Here is a 19,832-nt window from a genome sequence, read left to right on the forward strand (position 1 = left end):
TCAGTATAGAATTTTTGGATGTAAATTATGAAACAAAAAGCATCTATGACCTGGAGCCAATGAAGGGATTTGAACCCTTGACCCCTTCCTTACCATGGAAGTGCTCTACCCCTGAGCTACATCGGCTTGTATGTCCACGAACATACCCACGAATAAATTCGTGGGTTGGTGTATGTAATGTCCTCCCATGGTTGAAACCGTAGGGTAGGAACTTATACATGGAGCGGAAGACGAGACTCGAACCCGCGACCCTCAGCTTGGAAGGCTGATGCTCTACCAACTGAGCTACTTCCGCTTGTATGACAAAAATGGTGGGGGTGGATGGATTCGAACCAACTCAGTCAAAGACACCAGATTTACAGTCTGGCCCGCCTCTCCACCTGCGGCGCACCCCCTTGGAGACCCAAAGCAAAGCTTTGAGGTTGATTTGAACTGACCCACGAATGAATTCATGGGATGGAGCCAGCAGAGGGACTCGAACCCCCGACCAGCTGATTACAAATCAGCTGCTCTACCAACTGAGCTATGCTGGCCTAGCTTTGGTTTTCCATCAAACAGATACCTGAAAAATCAGTTGGTAGATGATTTATCGAAAAATGAATACCATTTGATCAAAAACCAGATTTTATAAGGTTTTTCAACCCGTTCAAATCAGATATTTTTGTCAAAAATGTCAAGTTTTGTAAGCATTTCGGCGTCTTTTTCCGAAAGCGATTGCAAAGATAGTGCCTCTCTAAGAAATATCAAATTTTTGCGCAATTTTTTTTCTTTGATTTTCCTTTTTTGAAAGCGTGGCGCAAATATAGGGTAAGGTTCTTGATATTTTCAAAGGTTGTAGCTAAAAAGTTTAACGGGTTTAACCAACAGCAGGAGAATTTAGTTCCTGCGGTGTTGATTAAACCCGTTAAACTCGTTGGGCAGCTCTACGCGGTTGCCCTAGTTGGAGCAATCCCTTGCGGTTGCCCTTTATGACGGCAACCGCGAGGGTTGCCGCTACGATTGTTTTTCTTTGTATTTGATGATTTGGCGTTTGAGGGAATCAACAGCCTGCTCCACAGCGGCTTCAAAAGTTTTATTACCAAATTTTGCGATCAGGGTTTCACCTGGGACATTGATACGTACTTCAGCGATTTTTTCTCTGACTTGTCCGGTGTTTTCCAGTTTCAGGACCACTTTTGCATTGATGATGCGATCGAAGAACTGGTCAATTTTGCTCAATTTCTTTTCAATGTAGTCGATCAACTTGCTGTCAACTTTGAACTGTACTGCTTCAGTGTACACAACCATAATTCAAGATTTAAAGGGTTAGACCATAAAGATCGATTCTTCATCCTTCAAAATAGTGGGGCTTACTCCGCACCAGATTTAGGATGAGCTTGCTGGTAAATTTTTTTTAGTCGCTCAATAGAATGGTGAGTGTAGATTTGAGTTGCCGCCAAACTTGAATGGCCCAGCAATTCTTTTATTGCATTCAGATCAGCTCCGTGATCTGATAAATGAGTAGCAAAAGAATGCCGTAAAACGTGAGGGCTCCGTTTTTCCTGGGTAGTGATGGTACTCAGGGCCTCCTTCACAATCCGGTAGATGAGTTTGGGATAGGCTGCTTTACCGTTTTTGGTCAGCCAAAGTCCCAATTCCGGGGTGTTGGGGAAGCTTCGTTGTCGTACCTCCAGGTATTGCCGCAGGAGTGTAGCCATTGCATGAGAAATGGGGATCAGTCGTTCCTTGTTTCCCTTTCCCAATACTTTTATGGTGAAGCTGCTAAAATTCAGATCACTTACCTTTAAGTTCAACAACTCGGCACGGCGCATACCGGTGAGGTAGCACAACTCTACCAGCACCCGGTTACGCAGTTTTTCGTAATCATCGGACAGGTCTGCCGAATTGAGCAAGTGTTCCAGGTGTTGTTCGGGAACAACACTGGGTAGGCGCTTCCCAAGCTTGGGCAAACTAACCTGTAACATTGGCGAGCGTGCGATCACCTGCTCGCGCTGCAAAAAACGGAAATAAGATTTGAGGGTTGACAATTTGCGCCGGATGGAGGAAGCCGAATACTTCTGCTCCATTAAAGAAACTGCCCAGGACCGAATATGGATGTGTTGGATAATCGTAGGTTCAACGATCTCGTATTGGCTCTGCAAAAAACAACTAAATTGCTCCAAATCAACCTTATAGGCTTCAACGGTGTGCATTGAAAAGCGTTTTTCATACTGCAAATACTTCAAGAATCCTGCTATTGTCATTCGTTCGGGTTGTCATCGATTCTCTTAATGTAGAATCGAACAGTATTCTGATCTGATTTAAATTTAAAAAATTAAACGGAGAAAGTCAAGGATCGACTTAACTTTGGCTTAACATTATAATTGGCAAATTCAGCTAACCCACTGATAAATTGCCGTTTAATTTGCCTAACAATTTTTCGATTTTTTTAGAAAATTTTTATGGCGCGTCAAAAAAGCGAAAATCATTTCATCAAAGGTGCAGTTTACCCCGGAGGGCAAAAAGCCATGCTGCTTTTTATCCAAAACAATCTGCAATACCCCCCGGAAGCCATTGCTGCCAAAGTGGAAGGAACCGTAAGAATTCGGTTTAGCATTGACCATACGGGGAAGGTGTTCAAAAGCCAGGTCATTGCCAGTTTAGGGCATGGTTGTGACGAGGAAGCCATCCGATTGGTGCATTTGTTGCAGTTTGAAGTGTCTAAAGCGTACAAATTAAAGGTGCAACACCATCGGACTTTGAACATCCACTTCAAACTACAGGTGAATCAGGACACATCATCAGAGGCCACTTCCCCACCCGCTCCACTATCCATTCAATATAGCATTAGTAGTTCGACTTCACCTGAAGCACCGACGTCCGTTGCAGGCTCTTCCAATCAGGGTTACCATTATACCATTCAGTTGAAGCCTTAATGTTCAGATAGCCTATCGCAATCAGGACATCTGGTGCCACCCGGAGGTCCGAACGTCCTTCTACTGGATACCAAAACAAATCACCAGCTACAAAGACATCCTTACGGTTTTTAAATACCACATCCATCCCCTGCTTGATCAATGCAATCCATTCCCATTGCAAGGTATTGTCTGCCATTGGCTTGCCATCTGAGCTGGGATAAATTTTGTACAATTCTTCTTTGCTTAAGGTGCGCATGGTGCCAGATTTGCATCAGGAATACTCTAAAATCTATTTTACCCCAACAAATTACATGAAAATAAAGATTATCGCAAGCAATAATAATAAACTTTTAATTTTAAAAAATAAAAATTAAAAATAAAAATTACAAAGGGGAGCTACCCCTTTGCAGAAATAGCTCCCCTTTGTAAATTGATGCAAATACTAGATTAATACCCAGGGTTCTGCTCCAACGCTTTATTCACCTCTATTTCCCGGAACGGGATAGGGAAAACCAGTTTATCAGCATCATAATTGAATTTGCCGACTGCTTGTTTGGTGCGTTTCAGGTCGTGTATGCGAAATCCTTCATGAGCCAACTCCAACCGACGCTCCAACAAGATTTGGTCGATGGTTACAGCTGTTGCTTCGGCCAGGCCTGCACGTTTACGGATGGTATTGTAGTCTGCTAAGGGTGTAGCGCCTACACTTGCATTCAAACGGGCGTTGCCTTCTGCACGGATCAAGTACATTTCGGCAAGGCGAATCAAACCAATGTTGCCGAACTGGTTGTTCCATTTTCCAGTTCGCATTGCGCCAGCCCCATCAAAGAAGAGATCTTTACGTACATCCCCAGTTGGGTATAGGTTCAGGTGGCCATCCAGAATCTCGATATCGCCATCGCGGGCACCAAAATCGGGAATAGAGAAGAAAGTGTTCATGTTGTTTATTCCGTCCTGATCCGTAACCTGAACTGCGAAGATGTCTTCCGAAGAATTGGCATCGCGGTTGAAATTGTCGGCATAATCAGCCAAAAGTGCAAATTTACCCGAACTGATCACCTTATTGGCGGCATCGCGGGCCTTTGCATAATCGCCTTGTTGGAGGTAAACGCGAGCCAACAAAGCGGTAGCGGCAAGGCTACTGGCTCGCCAAGAGTTGGTTTGCGGAAGATTGGCTTCTGCTTTGATTAAATCAGCGATGACAGCGGCGTATACTTGCTCTACAGTACTGCGTGCCACCTGGCTTTTTTCGTCAATCCCACGCGTTGGTTCTGTAATTAGCGGAACACCCAATTGGCTGTTTGTCTGGCCAGCCACGTAGGGCTTGCCAAAGAAACGAACCAATTCAAAGTAAACCAGTGCTCGAATGAACTCGGCTTCGCCTTCGACTGTTTTGCGGTCTTTTTCGGCTACAACGGGCAAAAAAGCGAGAACGTTATTGGCGATGTTGATTGCGTTATAGCCATCCAACCAAAGCTCCGTGGCATCACGGTTAGCAGTTTGCATGGTTTTATTAAAAATCTCGCGAGGGTCGAAAAAAGTTCCTACCCACAGGATCTCATCATCGCCAGCTTGCAATTCAGCATTGCGCAAAGTATTACCACCGAATAGATCACCTTCGGCCATGGCGTCGTAGGCACCGATTAAAACAGCCTTGACATTGCTTTCATTGGCCGAAGCCTGAGTATCCGCAATACTCTGTGCTGGTTTTAGTTCCAACTGATCCTGGCATGCGTTCAGTGACAACCCTAGGGTTAGAACCAACAAAAATATTTTATTCGCTTTCATGTTGTTTTTCATTAATCTGTACTTAAAAACCAATTGTTGCACCCAATACGACTGTACGGGGCTGCGGAGCAGCGTAGAAATCAACGCCAGAAGTCACGTTGTCTACAAATGCATCGGAGCTAACTTCTGGGTCCCAACCAGTGTACTTGGTGAAAACCAACAAGTTCTGCCCAGTTAGATAAATGCGTAATTTGCTCAAATTGAGTTTGCCCAACACACTGGATGGCAGTTGATAGGACAAGGTTGCGCTTCGCAAACGGATGTAATCTCCATCTTCCAAGTACCGACTAGAGCGCGATTGGTTGCCGTTGACATATCCCAAGCGGGCTTGTGGCACATTGGTGATGTCGCCAACTTTTTTCCAGGCACTAAGCTGATCCTTAGTCTGATTGTCAAACCAGTTGGCATTGGCCGACATAAATTCACCTGCACCGTTGTGGATTGAGTTGCCACCTACCCCTTGAAACATCACGCTCAGTTCCAAACCTTTGTAGCTAAACGTATTCGTAAAGCCACCGATCACGGTAGGCTGTGGGCTACCCAATTCGATGTACTGTACCAGGTTGAAATCGTTGGTTGTCTCGCGCTCTTTCCCTGGCGTATTCAGGTACCAGAGGGCGTCGCCATTTTGAGGATCAACCCCAGCATATTCAGCGCCATAAAATACGCCAAGTGGCGCACCTACTTTTACAACGTTCATCAATCTAGCACTACCTTGATCGATGATATCTTGGCCAGGAGCCAGCTCTTTTACTTCGTTTTGATTGAATGCGAGGTTTAATGCGGTACTCCATTTAAAAGCACCATCCAGTACCCGGCCATTCAATACGAATTCGAAACCACGATTTTCAACCCTGCCAATGTTTTGAGTCTGGGTACGAAAACCCGATGTTCCCGGCACTGGCACGTTCAACAGCAAATCGAAGGTGTTTTTGTTGTAATAGTCGATTTCTGCACTGATGCGATCTTTAAGAATCGCAAAATCAATCCCTATGTCCAACTGACCAGTTTTTTCCCATTGCAAGTCATCGTTGGCTATTTGGTTGGGCGACAAACCGGATACGCCATTGTAGGAAGCAGAACCCAAAAGACCCAATTGCTGAAAGTTGCCAATTTCGGCATTCCCAGTCAAGCCATAACTGGCGCGTATTTTAAAGAAACTGAATGGGCTGTTTTCCATAAACCCTTCTTCCGAAATTACCCAACCTGCCGAAGCAGCAGGGAAGAAACCAAAACGATTGTTAATACCAAAGCGGCTAGATCCGTCTACGCGACCACTCAAGGTCAAAAGGAAACGACGGTCAAAATCGTAATTCACGCGACCAAAGTAAGACAAGAAGGAGAACTCAGTCAGTGTTGAGTTGCCTACTGTAATCTTTGCCGAGCTTGCCAGGGTCTTAAGGTCGTCAACGGGGAATTCTGTACCCGTAACATTGGTGCGATCCTGGCGTGAACGCTGGAATTCAGTCCCAACGGTAAAGCCAAGGTTTTGGCGTTCGCTGATTTTTCCGTTGTAGTTCAAATAAGCCTTAGTGTTGATGTTCACCACTTGGGCATAAAGCGAGTTGCCGGTTCCATTGGTGCCTTGACCGGCAAAAGTACGGCGGCTGGCAAAAAGGTTGTCCCGAAGGTTGTAAATATCTGCACCTACTTCCCCTGTCAAAGTCAGGTTTTTTACAATTTGGTAACTCGCTGTAGCGTTGGCTAGGGTTCGGTACGAGATGATGTCTCTTTTGGCGTCTTCGACATCGATCAACCCATTGTAATAGGTAGCGGTTGGCCGATCATATAAGCGCCCGGTTAGATCGCGAACGGGCGTGATGGGTGCCAGCGCAATGAGCTGTAAGGGAGTAGAAAAGGCATTATCGTCAGGCACCTGATTGGTGTAGGTGCGCGACAAAGACATGTTCATGCCGAGTGTCAAGCGTTCGCTGGCTTTTTGGCTCAGGTTCAGGCGAGTACTCAAACGTTGGAAGGCATTGCCCACCAGTATACCTTCCTGGTCGCTTAATGAGGCGCTGGCAAAAAAGCGGGTTTTGTCGTTGCCACCACTTGCCGACAATGAAGCCTGGGTAGAATTGGCGGTACGGAAAGCTTCATCCTGCCAATCCGTTTCAATCTCCTGCTTGGTATAGTCAGCGTAACCGGAATAGCGCTTAAAACGGTTTTTTACGAACGTAGTGGTGGAGCCACTATCGTTTGGATCAACACCATCAACCACATCGGTGTTATTGGCAGCTTCTGTATAGTACTGGATGAACTCGGCTGTATTCAAAAACTCGCGGTAACCAGAGGGTTGGCCGATACCACGTTGAATGTCGAATTCGATGTTGGTACGCCCTGAACGACCTTTTTTGGTCGTGATGAGCACTACTCCGTTGGCTGCACGAGCCCCATAAATGGCTCCGGCTGAGGCGTCTTTCAATACTTCCAAGGACTCAATGTCGTTGAAATTCAAGTCAGCAAGAGGGTTCAATGCTGCACCGTTTTGGTTTTGTGAAGCAACGGTAATCGGAACCCCATCGATGACGTACAAGGGTTGGCTGCTGGCAGTAATGGAAGAAGCCCCTCGTACACGTACCCGGATGGCCCCACCTGGTTTACCGTTCACCGACTCGACAAACACACCAGCAGTCCGGCCCTGTAAACCTTGCTCTACGCTGGGAACTGGGAGGTTCTGGATGTCTTCGCCTTTCAGTTTTGCAATGTTACCGGTGAGGGTTCTTTTGATTTGTGACGCGCCATAACCGGTAATGATGGACTCCGTTAGCTGGGTAATGGATTCTTTTAAAGTAATGTTCACTACATTACTGGCTCCCAGGGTAATTTCCTGAGATGCGTACCCAGTATAAGAAACTTCTAAGATAGTAGCGTTGGCAGGTACATTAAGACTAAATGTGCCGTCTACATCGGTGGCAGTACCTGAAGCACCTTTCACCAATATACTTGCTCCAATGAGCGCTTCGCCATTTTCAGCGGTAACCTTGCCGCTGATGGTCCGCTGAGCAAAAGTCAGCGTCGCTCCACAGAGCATCAGCAGTAAAGCCAGTAAGTGTTGTTTCATACCAATGAATTTGATTTTATTGAATGTCAAAAAGTATACAGTCAGGCCATACACCGCGAGGTGTAACACCTGGTATAGACATTGTGTTTAGAGCAGGATTGTTCAAGGGAAAAATGGGTTGCAATTAGTCGCTGTAAATTGGTAAACGTTTGGGTCTGACTTAGGGCTGCTTCAAAATATTACTACAGATATACATCTGCAATTTGGCAGACAAAAAGATAAAACTTTGCAAAAATAGAAATGGAGCGCTTAAAAAGCACTCCATTCCGAAATTATTTAAGAATTGTTGTTAATTAACTACATTCACTTGGTAAAAGAAAGGTGAAGAGTAAAATGCACCTGTCAGGTTCGCCCCTGAATTAGTTGCATTAAATGACTTTCCGTTGGTCAATTTCATGGTAGCCCGGATTTCAAAACGGTCACCACTGGTAATTTGATCGTCGGTGAGGCCTAACTTATCCTGCATTTCTTTACCTGTAGCACTAAGAGTAGCCCGTGGGTAACCAGTAGTCGCATCTTTGGCATAAGCAGATGCTGCATAGGATTTGAAGGCAATATAGGCTTTGCTATTGTTGACACTACCTGCTGGTAAAGGGGTTGCATCAACGAAGCGTACTTCCAGATCATAAGAAGAAAACAGGGCACCAGCATTGGGTGTAACGGCTTCCGCAACTAGTTCCATTTTTGTACCTGACATATTCGCTTTGCTCACCTTGAAGGTGGAATTGTTGACTACAGGATATGGCGTCACTGTACGCATGTACCCGCCGTTTTCAAAAGCGAATTCGTCAATTTCTTCCACAATTTCTGTTTCACAGGAAGCAAAGAAGAAAACTGATAACATTAGAAAGAATATGATTTTTTTCATTTCTGCATGCATTTTGCTAAGTTATAAGCCAAAACAATGCGGAGGATCAATTTTTTAGAGGCAAAAATCGCCCCTCCGCAGCAGTGTATTGAACTTACTTAATGAAGTTGTTAGCAGGATTGTTGTCCCAGAATACTTGCACAGACATGTTGGATTTCTGAACAGCATTTTTGTTACGGGCGATGTAGCTGTTTGGGTAATAAATCGACCGTGGGAATGGTCCTACGTTTGGATCCAAGCCAGGTTGTTGATTGGCTGGTTTGCCCGTTCTCCGGTAAAGGTTGTAAGCTTCTATGCCATTACCATACAAAGCAATCCAATATTCAGTAGCGATGATGTTCAAACGTGCATCATCCGAAGCTGCTGCATCGTAATCTGCCAATACCTTATCGACGTATTTTTTCACCTCATCTGCCCAAACGAAACCTTTGCTCGACTCAAAAGCGGTAATTTTTCCCGCTTCGCTACTTCCCATGGCAAGGCTGCGCACATCGGCCATGGATTTTTCAATGGCTGATTTCAGTAAATCCCGAGGGTTGCCAGAGGTACCAAGTGTCAGTGCTGCTTCAGCCAACATAAAGTCAACAAAAGAACGCATCATGATTGGGCGGATACCTGCACCACCAGCACCTGCGCCTAGAGAAACTCCAACACCGGCGTCGTTGTCATACAGGCCACCAGAAGGATAAACCCCATAGGCAGTACGTTTCAAACCATCTGGTGGAATACCTTCGTTGCTGAGGTGGTCACGCCCCCAATAACCTACTGAAGTGGCGTAACAAAAAACATCATTTTCGCTGTAGTGGGCAGGCTTACTGTTGTTGATACAACGAATTTCATTGACGTCAGTAGAGTTTTTGATCGTTTGGCGGTAAAAATAAAACCGGATTCTTGGATCAGGAAACCCTTTGGCGTTGTGCAAAGTCCCCATGTAAGAATTCGACTGATAGTCGCCACCACCTGTGGGGCTATATTGCCCAGCATAACTTGGATGACGGGTATCCGGGTTGGTCAAATTTGTACCATACTTGAATACAAAGTTTTGAGCTGCCGTAGAAATCAATTTGTTGTCCGTGATCAAGGCATTGATGGCAGAAGTAGCGCCTGCTTTGTTAATCAAGCGAAGGTTCAAATTGAGTTTCAATTTCAAGGTATTGGCCGCACGAATCCAGTTGTCGGTACTCCCCCCGTAAAACAAATCGGTAGTAGCACCACCTTTAGACTTTGCATTAAAGTTTTCAATGGCCTTGTTCAAATCAGCCAAAGCAGCTGCGTACACATCGGCTCCTTTATCCACTCCAGGGTTAAAGTTGGATGGGTCTAATGCTTGTGAATAGGGTACATCACCAAAGTAATCCACCAGATTCATCAAAACCATCGCACGTACTACCCGGCCAATCCCTGCATGTACGAATAATTCTCCCTTTTCAGCAAGTGGAATCAGGGCATTCACATCTGCCAATACACCTGCATAGGCAGTGTTCCAGCGACCATCCGAACCAGCTGGGCTAGAAGAGTTGTCATAAATGGCAGCACCGCCTAAATGAAACATCCGTGTAAATGCACCACCCAAGCCAGAGAAATCTCCAAAGTTATTTCTCGCTCCGAGTTCAACACTATTGAGGATGTAGTTGATGTCGGCATTGTTTACAGTAACCGCATTGGGGTTATCCAGCAAATCCAGTTCGCAGGAGCCCATCAAGGTTACCGCCAATACCAAAAATAGTATCTTGATATTACGAATCATCATTTTGTTTTTTTAGAACGACTAAATAGAGGTAGGTTTTTACCTCAATTTTAGAAGGTCAGTTTCAAGGTACCGCCAATCCTTCTGGCGCTAGGGCCAGTCAAAAATTCAAAGCCCAGACCATTACCTACACCCAAGCCCAAGTTGTCTGTGTCAAAATTCAAACCTGGAGGGAAGTGCAGTGCCTTATACCAGAGGTTGGATCCAGAAATCGCCAAAGACATGGTCTTGAATGGGGTTTTGGACAATATCTTTTGTGGCAATGCGTAAGTCAGAGAAACTTCTTGCAGGCGAATGGTCGAAGCATCAAAGATACGGCCTTCGTCCGTGAAGAAGTAAGTCGTGTTGAAGCCTACATCTGAAGCAGTAACCTGGATATCATTGGGCGTACCATCTGCTTTTACACCGGGGAAAATGAAGGTCTGAGCACGGTCATAACCTGCCTCCAAACCAGTGTCATAAGTCAAACCACGCCCCATCAATGCACCTGCGGTAGAGCTGTACATTGCACCACCATGGCGGTAACTGATCATGAAATCCAAGGTAAGACTCTTGTAAGTAAATCCGTTGACCAAACTGGTGGTGAAAGCAGGGTTGGGATCACCCAGAATGATCGGAGATGCTGTAGCAATTGGGAAACCTTGACCATCGATCAACAATTGGCCTGAATCATTGCGACGGTTACCAGAACCTTTAATGATGTTAAATGGCTTGCCTACAATAGCGTAGTTACCCAAGGCACCACCAAAGCCGGAAATTTGTACTTCTTGCAAAGTACCACCCAGATCGATTACTTTTGGTGTGTTGCGGCTAAAGGCAAAGGTCATGTCCCAGTTGGCATCTTTGGTTTTAACCGGATTAATCGTTGCACTGATTTCGATACCCTCGTTGCGAATTTGGCCGATGTTGATGGTCGTAGAAGTATACCCTGTAGCAGGATCCAGTGGAGAGCTGGTGATCAGGTCGCGTGTATTCCGGCGATACAATGTCAAATCAACACCTAGGCGGTTGTTGAACAACTTGGTTTCCAATCCCAATTCATATTATATTGACCTACCCTTAGCAGGCCTGCTCACACAGTTGAACAACTTGGTTTCCAATCCCAATTCATATTCAGTATGCAGCTCTGGCTTCAAGTTGGGGTTACCCAAAGAGTTGTTTACACCATGCGTTTGTACTGCAGCACCCGAAGCGTTCAGCCATGCACGGGCACTTTGGTCCAGAATGTTCCTTGTTTGGTATGGGTTTGGGAAACCAGCAGAGGTACCCACGCCCGCACGAATCTTCAAGAAATTGATAAAACCACCATCCAAGCCTGCAAAAGCTGAAGTAGGTACAAAGGAGATACTGGCAGATGGATAGAAGATACGGCGGTTTTCTGGCTCTACGGTAGAGGTCCAGTCGTTGCGACCTGCGAAGTTCAAGTACAGGAAGTTGCTGTAATCAAAAGTTACCTCCCCGAAGATACCCATCCGGGTTTGTTCGCTGGTGAAGTCCGAAGCAACGTTGTCGATGAAGTTGTTGTGGCGGAACAGGTCACGGGCCAATTGGTTTTGGCTGGTTACAAAGTTTCCTCTGAAACGGTCATTCCGCAAGTTACCACCCACTCTGGCTGCAATAGTCAGTTTTTCAAATACAGGCTTGGTGTACGACAAGATCACCGAGTTGTCCCAGATGGTGTTCTGAATGTCATAGGTGTTGTAAAAACCATTGACCAACTGTACACCACCCTTGTTAAATTTGTATTCCTGGCTTTCATTGTAAGTATCAAGACCTACTTTGTACAACAGGTTGAAATCCTTCGCGATTTCAAAATTGAAGGTAGTTGCAGAGAAAATCCGGTTTACAATATCCGTGGTTTTGTAGTTTTTCAATACCCAACGTGGGTTAGGGATGTCATTGCCACTGCGGAAATATACCGAAGCTTTAGTCACTGGATCTTCGTAAGGCCAGCCCATCAAGTCAACCTGACGAGGGGTAAACATCACGTTGGCCAGGACTGAAGGGAAATCCAAAGCGTTGTTCCCGGTTCCACCGCTCAAAGGAGGAGTGGTTTGATCCGTGTTTGCATAAGTGAAGGAAGTGACAACCGAGAGTTTTTTGCTCAATTTAGCATTGATCCCTAATCCTAAGTTCAATTTTTTCAATCCGTTTTCTGGAATGTAACCTTCTTCGTTCACGTAACCTCCTGAAAGATTATAACTCACATTCTCACTACCTCCAGACACGTTTAAGGAGGTATTGTAAATTTTCCCGGTGCGGAAGAAATCATTTACGTTATCGGGGAACACCTGCATGGCGTAAGGTTGTACTGAAGCCACATAGTCAGCTTGTCCTGCCCGCAAAGCGGCATTGGATAAAAAAGCATAAGGGTGCTGAGTCAATGCAGTGTTGGTGTTCTGCGAAGGGTAAATCTTGGCTTCATTAATGGTTGGTCCCCAGTTGCTGAAGAAGTAGCCCAGGTTTTGTTGGAAGCCACCCACGTAATCGTTTTGGTAACGAGGCAAGTGAGCAGTGTTGGTAAAATAAGATTGCGTCAAGCTGAATTCGGCCTTACGCGATTTTTTACTACCACTCTTGGTTGTGATCAGGATTACCCCGTTGCGGCCCTGGTCGCCATACGTTACAGTAGCAGCCAAACCCTTCAATACACTGATGCTTTCAATGTTGTTGGGGTCCAAATCCAGGAAGCGACTGGAGGCAGATTGTCCACCACCTGTAAAACCACCCCGTGAGTTGGTGCTGGAGTTGAAAGGAACCCCATCCACCACAAACAGTGGTTGCACTGAACCCGTAATAGAAGAATAACCGCGGATGGTGATGTTCGTACCCGTACCAGATACCCCAGAGGTAGAGGTGATGTTCACCCCGGGCACTTTCCCTTGGATAACCCGCGCTACGTCCGCTTGTGGGCGGTCTTTGATGTCGCTTTCGTCCACGGTAGAAACCGCATAACCCAAGGCTTTTTTCTCCCGACGGATACCTTGTGCAGTTACCACCACCTCACCCAATTGAGAGGCGCTTTCTTCCAACATTACATCAATGATGTTGGAAGTTCCAAGCGTGATTTCTTGGGTAGCATAACCAGTGTAACTTACCACGAGGGTAGTTGCACCATCAGGAGCGCTCAAGGAGTAGGTCCCATCTACATCCGTCACGCTACCACTGCTTGTTCCTTTCACAAGGATACTGGCACCGATGAGCGGGCCACCACTTTTGTCTGTCACTTTGCCGGTAATAGCCCTTTGTGCTACGGCGGAAGCCATAGTAAAGACCACCAGCGCAAGCGCTAGTAAGTGTTTTTTCATACTAATCCGATTTTATCTGTTTAAGAAACTAATCCTAACTCAAAATTAAGCCATTGTTTAAAAAAGCAATAACTATTTCTAAATTTTTTAACAATGGCAGAATAAATGCGTAAAACAGTGTTGATAGAGCAGGTATTTTTTCCAGATTTTTATTTGGGAATGTTGAACTGGTGTTGGTCTGAAAAAGGAGTTGTGGGTTTATCTCCGAATGTTATTGCATATAGTGAACGTAAGAACGGAAAAATTCGCTGCTTACTGCGGTAATTTGCAAAATAAAAAAATGACGGATGGCCGACATTTTGGAGCATGGATGGGTTCTGGCTAAGTTTACAAGTTGGTAACATTTCATTTTCTAGGAAAGAAACTTCTTGCCAGAAAGGTGATCTGATCGGGGTAAATTTTAATGGAAAGGAGAAACAGATTGATGAGTGGTTGGAAGTGGAGGTGCAAAGTGGATAAAAAAAGGCCGACCCAAATTGTTTTGGATCGGCCTTCTGCCGCTGTTTCAGGCATTCTCTATTTTACTTCAACTTGATTTGTTCTGTCACGATACGAGGAGCAGAAGTATTATACGAATATTTCAGGAAGAAAGTTTTCGTAGCTGGATCGTAGTAGTTCGGTTGGTAATCAGTCTTGAGTGCAGGTGTTACTCCGGAAGGAGCGATGGTTACCGAGTTGTCTGGGTTCACAGTAAGTACCATGAAATAACCTGCACCACCCAAGTCACCCAGTTCGCCAGATACAGAGGTTGGACCAACGGTTACAAAATCCTTTACCCGATCAATAACACGTTCGCCAGCCGTCGGGTGAGCAAATATACCAGTTGCTTGATACCGACCATCCCAGGCGTTTTTGGCCACAATGTTGAACACGGCAGTGCCCAAGCCATTGCGTACTTTATGGCCACTCGCATCCACCAGACTCACAGCAATACCATACCGCTTGGTCAAGTCCAATTTGGTTGGATCCAGTTTGATGTTGATGGGTTTTGCAAACTCGCCAGCACCGAGGGAAAACTCCAGGGGATCGGTGGTGTACAAACTGGCTGGCAGTTCTTCCATCGCATCATCTGGGTGTGCCTTATTAAATGCATCCAGGGCTGCTTTGTCAATTTTCATTTTGATGCCTACACTGCTTGCCAGTGAGCTTTCAGAATTGGCGTCGCGCAGCAGGTCCAACAAACGGACACTTTTAACACCTGGAACCACATCAAAACCTACCAAAGTAAGGTCATTGGCAGCTTCGGAAATGCGTACAAAGTTGTCTCCCTTGCCTTCAATTGGGTTCACAACCTCATCCTCACAGCCCAGGAAGCTCAATGCGCCACCCAAAAGCATCAGAGGGATATATTTAAAAATTTTCATACTTGATCCATTTTAAGCGTTGAAAAACACTTTTAAGACTAATGATATGAGCTTGAGCGCAGGGTGAATCACACTCACACCCACCCCCAAACTCACACCCTATTTTATTTGTCCCACCAAACTTTGGCGTCCTGGGTATCTCCTCCGGTCAAACGGCCAACGGCAGCGGTATAAGCGGCACCGTTGAAGTTTGGCTCAGTAGATGGATAAGCGTAACGCACTGGAATTTGTTTGCTGGAATTGGTTGCAAAAGGAGTAGGCTTCAGGTCAGGATAACCTGTTCTGCGCCATTCGTACCAACCTTGAGATCCGTTTGGATAAAAGGACAACCAACGTTGCAAACCGATTTTAGCTGGTGCGCTTCCCGCTGCAAGGCTAACTGCGTCAGCCTGCAGGTAGGCATCGAACTTGGCCTGATCGAATACACCCCACTCTTGCCAGCTTGCTTTGATACCAGCAGCATACATGTTGGCAGCACTTTCAGAGGTCCAACCCAGTTGCGCAGCTTCGGCACGAGCCAGATAAACCTGGCCAGCAGAAAGAATCACCTGTGGTGAATTTTGAGCACGCATGGGTTCTGCCATCACGAAGGAGAAATCAGGGTGAACGTTGGTATAGGCAATCGCCGCATCACGGGTCAAACCATAAGGCATGGGCACAATCTCACCTTTGTTGTTTGGTGTAGCGAACTTCATCAGGCGGGGATCATTCAGAGGAGTCATCGCATTGACAATCACATCGCTGATCGCCCAGTCTTTACGACCATCGTACAAGTTGAACCAGGTGTTTTTGAATGCACCACCAGGCCAGCTCATCACTGCATTGTCGGAATTGGACTCAATCACACCTGCCGCAATTGCACTAGCTGCTTCAGCTTTACCCAAAGTAGCATCGGCCTTGGAAATCCGCAATGCCATGATCAAACGAATCGAGTTCGCGAATTTTTTCCATTTTGCAATGTTTCCATTGTACAAAATGTCTCCTTTAGCAGCCAAGCCACCGTCGAATTGAGCGACCGCTTCTTTTAATTCCTTGAACAAATCCTTGTAGATGTCTGCTTGGTTATCGTAAGCAACCTGACCTTCACCTTTCAAAGCCCCAGAATAAGGAATGTCTCCGTAATCGTCGGTCAAACACCAGTAACGGTAAGCCTTTACGATACGGGCAACCGCCAGTTGGTTGGCATTCGAGCCATTGACAGCTACAACTGGAGCGGTAGCTGGATCGGTATTGTTGTTGATCAGGTTTTGCAAATCGTACAATGCTCCGGCATACACCCCATCCCATGCAGGGTTAGAAAAGGTGTACAAGGTGGCTTCAGTGTACTGAGTAGCGGCCACATATTGGGCATAACCTCCCGCAGTAACATCGCGCAAAGTACCTGCATTAAAGGTACCAATGATGGAGTTGGTCAGCAACGCCGAGGTAATTGGAATGGTCGTGGCGTTGGGGCTGACGTTAGTATCTCCGAAGTCGGTAATGTCACAGCTGCTTGCTACAAACAAAGCAGTGAGCAATACCAAAGCGGATTTATGAAATATGAATTTCTTCATTATTGTTTGTTTTTAGAAGCCCAAAGAAATGTTGAAACCGAATGAACGTGTGCCAGGGAACTGACCGTTTTCGCCATATCTGTCAGAAATTTCAGATGGATCGAAGTCGCGGTTCTTGGCGTAGATCAACCATGGGTTACGTGCTACCAATGAGATGGTGGCATTCTGAACATATTTGCTCAAGCCCATTTTTTTAACAGGCAAGCTATAACCCAGGCTTACTTCACGCAGTTTAACAAAAGTCAAATCATAAACGTTGGTTTCAGCGATGTTGCGGCTACGGAACTGGTGCCAGTAAGTTTGAGCATCAATGTAACCATCAAATGGCGTACCATCAGCATTTACTGCTTGTACATGGACACCACCACCGTCAGCAACTGGATCACGAGAAGGATTGCCTTTGTCGTTGAGTTCGGCTGTACGTTCAAACAAACCAGAGAAAGTTCCCCAGTGGTCAGACAAAGAGAAGTATTTGCCTCCTTTGGAGAAGTCGATGTTGAAGTTCAACTGGAAGTTCTTGTAGGAAATGGTGTTCAAGAAACCACCGGTGAAATCAGGCAGAGCAGAACCGAAATAAGTATCAGGCTGTGCAACAAATAGACCACTGGCGTCTACTACGTTTTTGCCATCAAGTTTCTTGATGCCGCCGCCGCGGATTTGACCCCATTTTTCGCCAACTACGTGTACCAAACGTGCACCCGAAGAAGTACCAAAAGTACCCGTTTCAGCGATGAAGGCGTTGATGCCATCTGCCAATTCAATGATCTCGGTGGTGTTCTTCGCAAAGTTCAGGTTCAGATCCCAGTTGAAGTCCTTGCTGGCTATCGGTTTTGCTTCCAATTGGATTTCTACCCCGCTGCGGTCGATTTGACCAGCGTTGATTTTTTTGGAAGTAAATCCACTAGCACCAGCTACAGAAACTGAAAGGATTTCGTTGGTCTTGGATTCATCGTAGTAAGTTACACTCAGACCCAAACGGTTTTTGGCAAAACGCAAGTCCAAACCAAATTCAATCGCAGAAGACAATGATGGCTGGATGTTGGGGTCTACCAATTCGTTGGGAGTACCCATCAGGATGTTGCCATTGTATTGGTCAGCACCAAGGCCGTAAGTCAAAGCCAATTGGTATGGATCCAAATCGGAACCTACTTGTGCCCAGCTACCACGGATTTTACCGAAGCTCAAGAAAGGCAGGGCATTTTTGGTCAATTCGCTGAAAACGAAGCTACCTCCCACGGATGGATAGAGGTAAGAGTTATTTTCAACAGGCAGTGCAGAACTCCAGTCGTTGCGCACCGACCAGTCTACGAACAACATGTCTTTCAAACCAAAAGAACCACGGGCGTACAAGCTGCGTACTTCTTTGTTGGAGCGGAAGTTGTTAAAGTTAAAAGGTTGTTTGATAGAGTTGCCCAGAGTGAACAAATCGGGCACGCTCAACCCATCAACAGTATTTCCAAGATAATCCTTTCTGATGTTCTTACGAATGTTACCTCCCGCATTGATTTCCACAGAAAGCAATTCACCAATCCGGTCAGAATAAATAGCCAGCAATTCGTAATTGTCTTCACGGTTAAAGGTTTGGCCAGTAGCATAAAAGGCTTTGAAACCAGTCTGGGTTGCACTGTTTTGTAGAATCGCAGGACCCTTATTTTCATAGAAAGTATTCACCTGGTTGCGGCGGATAAAGCCGGAAACCCGGAACTTATCGTTGAGTTTGTAAGTCAGGCTCACGTCGCCAAACAAACGTTCGCGGTTGGCCTGCTGATCCAATTGATCAAAATAGCCAAAGAAGTTGTACCAGTAATTGGCACCATAAAACGCCAGTGGAGAGCTCAGGTAAGAGCCTGGGTTGTTGTGGTTCCAAGAAGCCAAAATACCTTCTGGTGAACGGGTATTACTCAGTTCTTTGATCTTGTTCATGTCCAGGTTACGGTGGAACCAAGAGTTGAAAGAACCCGTACTGTTGTTGGAGTAACCATCTTGGAATTCACCATTCACTTTAGTGGTGGTAAAGTTGATGTTGGCACCAACCTCAAAGTGTTTGCTCAGGTTGAGGGTATTCTGGGTAGACAGGGTGTATTTGTCCAAACCAGAATTGGGCAACAAACCTTTGGTATTTTGCTTGGTCAAAGAAACCCGAGAAGAATAACCTTCACCGGCCTTGGTAAAGTTCAAGTTGGTGTTGGTACTTACACCGGTGTTGTAAAAGTCGCGGATGTTGTTGGGTTGAGCAACCAATTTATCAGTCTTGCCAAAGTCAGGTGTGCCAACATACCATGAATACCATGGAATGTACTCTTGACCAACCATCCGGGGGCCCCAGCTGGCGTCGTCAGAATAATCATGGTAGTACTTGCCTTCAAAAGTTTTCCACTCTTCAGGCATACCTGCTTCCCAGGAGAACTTGATCAGGTCGGCAGAACCACCACCTGCATAAGCATTCTGGTACTTGGGCAGGATGTACACCTTGTCCAGGAAGGTACTCTGGTTGAACTGAATGCCAATACCAGGGCGCTTGGCAGCCTTTTTGGTCGTTACCACAATTACCCCGGCATCACCACGCTGGCCATAAATAGCCGTAGCGTTTGGTCCCTTCAATACGGTCAGGGACTCAATGTCATCCATGTTGAAATCAAGCGCATCAGCAGGAGTACCGTCAATTACGTACAAAGGCTGCTTGTCGGTCAAGGAACCCGCGCCACGAATCCGGATGGTGGAGTTTTGGTCCAATTTAACCGTAGACTGACCACGCAACTGTACACCCGCTACTTTACCAGCCAAGGCGTTGTTGAGGTTGGTCTGACGAATCACGTTCAGGTCTTCAGACTTTAAGGTTTGTACGGCATAAGGCACCGATTTTTCTGAACGTTTGATCCCCAAACCAGTGATTACCGTTTCTTCAAGGGTAATCCCTGCTTCAAGGGTTACATCCACTACATTTCCACTACCTAGTGTGATTTCCTGGGAGTTGTACCCTGTGTAACTAACAACAAGAATGGAAGCGTTGGCGGGAACGGAAAGGCTGTATGTCCCATCGATGTCGGTAACGGTACCGCTGGTGGTACCTTTGGCAAGGATGCTTGCACCAATAAGTGCTTCTCCTTGTTTGTCGATCACTTTACCGGTAACAGTTCGTTGTGCCCATGTGGCTACACATGCGAACAGTACCAGCGCAAGTGCTAGTAAGTGTTTTTTCATACTATCGCTGTTTTATGTTAAAAAAATACAATCGAAACGGTA

11 protein-coding genes, 4 tRNA genes and 1 pseudogene are annotated in these 19,832 nt (G+C 45.9%); 1 reads left to right on the forward strand and 15 read right to left on the reverse strand.

Translation table 11 applies throughout. From position 1 onward, the window contains the following. Positions 1-51: 51 nt before the first annotated feature. From SFV55_RS11785 to SFV55_RS11810, 6 genes are all read right to left on the reverse strand, one after another. Positions 52-126 (reverse strand) — tRNA-Thr (locus tag SFV55_RS11785). Between the two features lie 93 nt (positions 127-219). Next, a tRNA-Gly gene (locus SFV55_RS11790) sits at positions 220-295 on the reverse strand. Positions 296-309: 14 nt separating this feature from the next. Beyond that, a tRNA-Tyr gene (locus SFV55_RS11795) sits at positions 310-395 on the reverse strand. 62 nt (positions 396-457) lie between these two features. Next, positions 458-533, reverse strand: a tRNA-Thr gene (locus SFV55_RS11800). Positions 534-993: 460 nt separating this feature from the next. Further along, a complete protein-coding gene (hpf, locus tag SFV55_RS11805) occupies positions 994-1,287 on the reverse strand; it encodes a ribosome hibernation-promoting factor, HPF/YfiA family (protein WP_320029702.1) in 294 nt (97 codons plus the stop codon). Positions 1,288-1,349: 62 nt separating this feature from the next. Next, complete coding sequence (locus tag SFV55_RS11810; RefSeq protein ID WP_320029703.1) at positions 1,350-2,243, reverse strand: tyrosine-type recombinase/integrase; 894 nt, start codon at positions 2,241-2,243, stop codon at positions 1,350-1,352. A gap of 198 nt (positions 2,244-2,441) precedes the next feature. Here SFV55_RS11810 and SFV55_RS11815 point away from each other — a divergent pair, with 198 nt between their 5' ends. Continuing rightward, positions 2,442-2,915 (forward strand): energy transducer TonB, encoded by a 474-nt coding sequence (locus SFV55_RS11815; RefSeq protein ID WP_320029704.1) that lies wholly within the window; start codon positions 2,442-2,444, stop codon positions 2,913-2,915. On the opposite strand, the gene SFV55_RS11820 is transcribed toward SFV55_RS11815, so the two are convergent. The 9 genes and pseudogenes from SFV55_RS11820 to SFV55_RS11865 all read right to left on the reverse strand — a co-directional run bounded on the left by SFV55_RS11820 (position 2,827) and on the right by SFV55_RS11865 (position 19,790). Then, positions 2,827-3,153, reverse strand: a complete 327-nt coding sequence (locus SFV55_RS11820; protein ID WP_320029705.1) for a hypothetical protein — start codon at positions 3,151-3,153, stop codon at positions 2,827-2,829. The genes SFV55_RS11815 and SFV55_RS11820 overlap by 89 nt on opposite strands. Positions 3,154-3,344: 191 nt before the next feature. Beyond that, positions 3,345-4,685 carry a RagB/SusD family nutrient uptake outer membrane protein gene (locus SFV55_RS11825; protein ID WP_320029706.1) on the reverse strand — a complete coding sequence of 447 codons (1,341 nt, stop codon included), beginning with the start codon at positions 4,683-4,685 and terminating at the stop codon, positions 3,345-3,347. A 22-nt stretch (positions 4,686-4,707) separates the two neighbouring features. Continuing rightward, positions 4,708-7,749: a TonB-dependent receptor gene (locus SFV55_RS11830; RefSeq protein ID WP_320029707.1), complete on the reverse strand. Its 3,042-nt coding sequence runs from the start codon at positions 7,747-7,749 to the stop codon at positions 4,708-4,710. Positions 7,750-8,038: 289 nt separating this feature from the next. After that, positions 8,039-8,617, reverse strand: coding sequence for a hypothetical protein (locus tag SFV55_RS11835; protein ID WP_320029708.1), 579 nt, complete (start codon positions 8,615-8,617; stop codon positions 8,039-8,041). Between the two features lie 94 nt (positions 8,618-8,711). Beyond that, entirely contained in the window at positions 8,712-10,367 is a 1,656-nt protein-coding gene (locus SFV55_RS11840; protein WP_320029709.1) for a SusD/RagB family nutrient-binding outer membrane lipoprotein, read from the reverse strand. A gap of 47 nt (positions 10,368-10,414) precedes the next feature. Beyond that, a pseudogene (locus tag SFV55_RS11850) lies at positions 10,415-13,672 on the reverse strand (SusC/RagA family TonB-linked outer membrane protein). Between the two features lie 521 nt (positions 13,673-14,193). After that, positions 14,194-15,036 (reverse strand): BT_3044 domain-containing protein, encoded by an 843-nt coding sequence (locus SFV55_RS11855; RefSeq protein ID WP_320029712.1) that lies wholly within the window; start codon positions 15,034-15,036, stop codon positions 14,194-14,196. 104 nt (positions 15,037-15,140) lie between these two features. Further along, positions 15,141-16,589, reverse strand: coding sequence for a SusD/RagB family nutrient-binding outer membrane lipoprotein (locus tag SFV55_RS11860; protein WP_320029713.1), 1,449 nt, complete (start codon positions 16,587-16,589; stop codon positions 15,141-15,143). Positions 16,590-16,601: 12 nt separating this feature from the next. Then, a complete protein-coding gene (locus SFV55_RS11865; RefSeq protein WP_320029714.1) occupies positions 16,602-19,790 on the reverse strand; it encodes a SusC/RagA family TonB-linked outer membrane protein in 3,189 nt (1,062 codons plus the stop codon). Positions 19,791-19,832: the final 42 nt, after the last annotated feature.

It is taken from the genome of Haliscomenobacter sp., assembly GCF_033763495.1.
Taxonomy (GTDB): Bacteria; Bacteroidota; Bacteroidia; order Chitinophagales; family Saprospiraceae; genus Haliscomenobacter.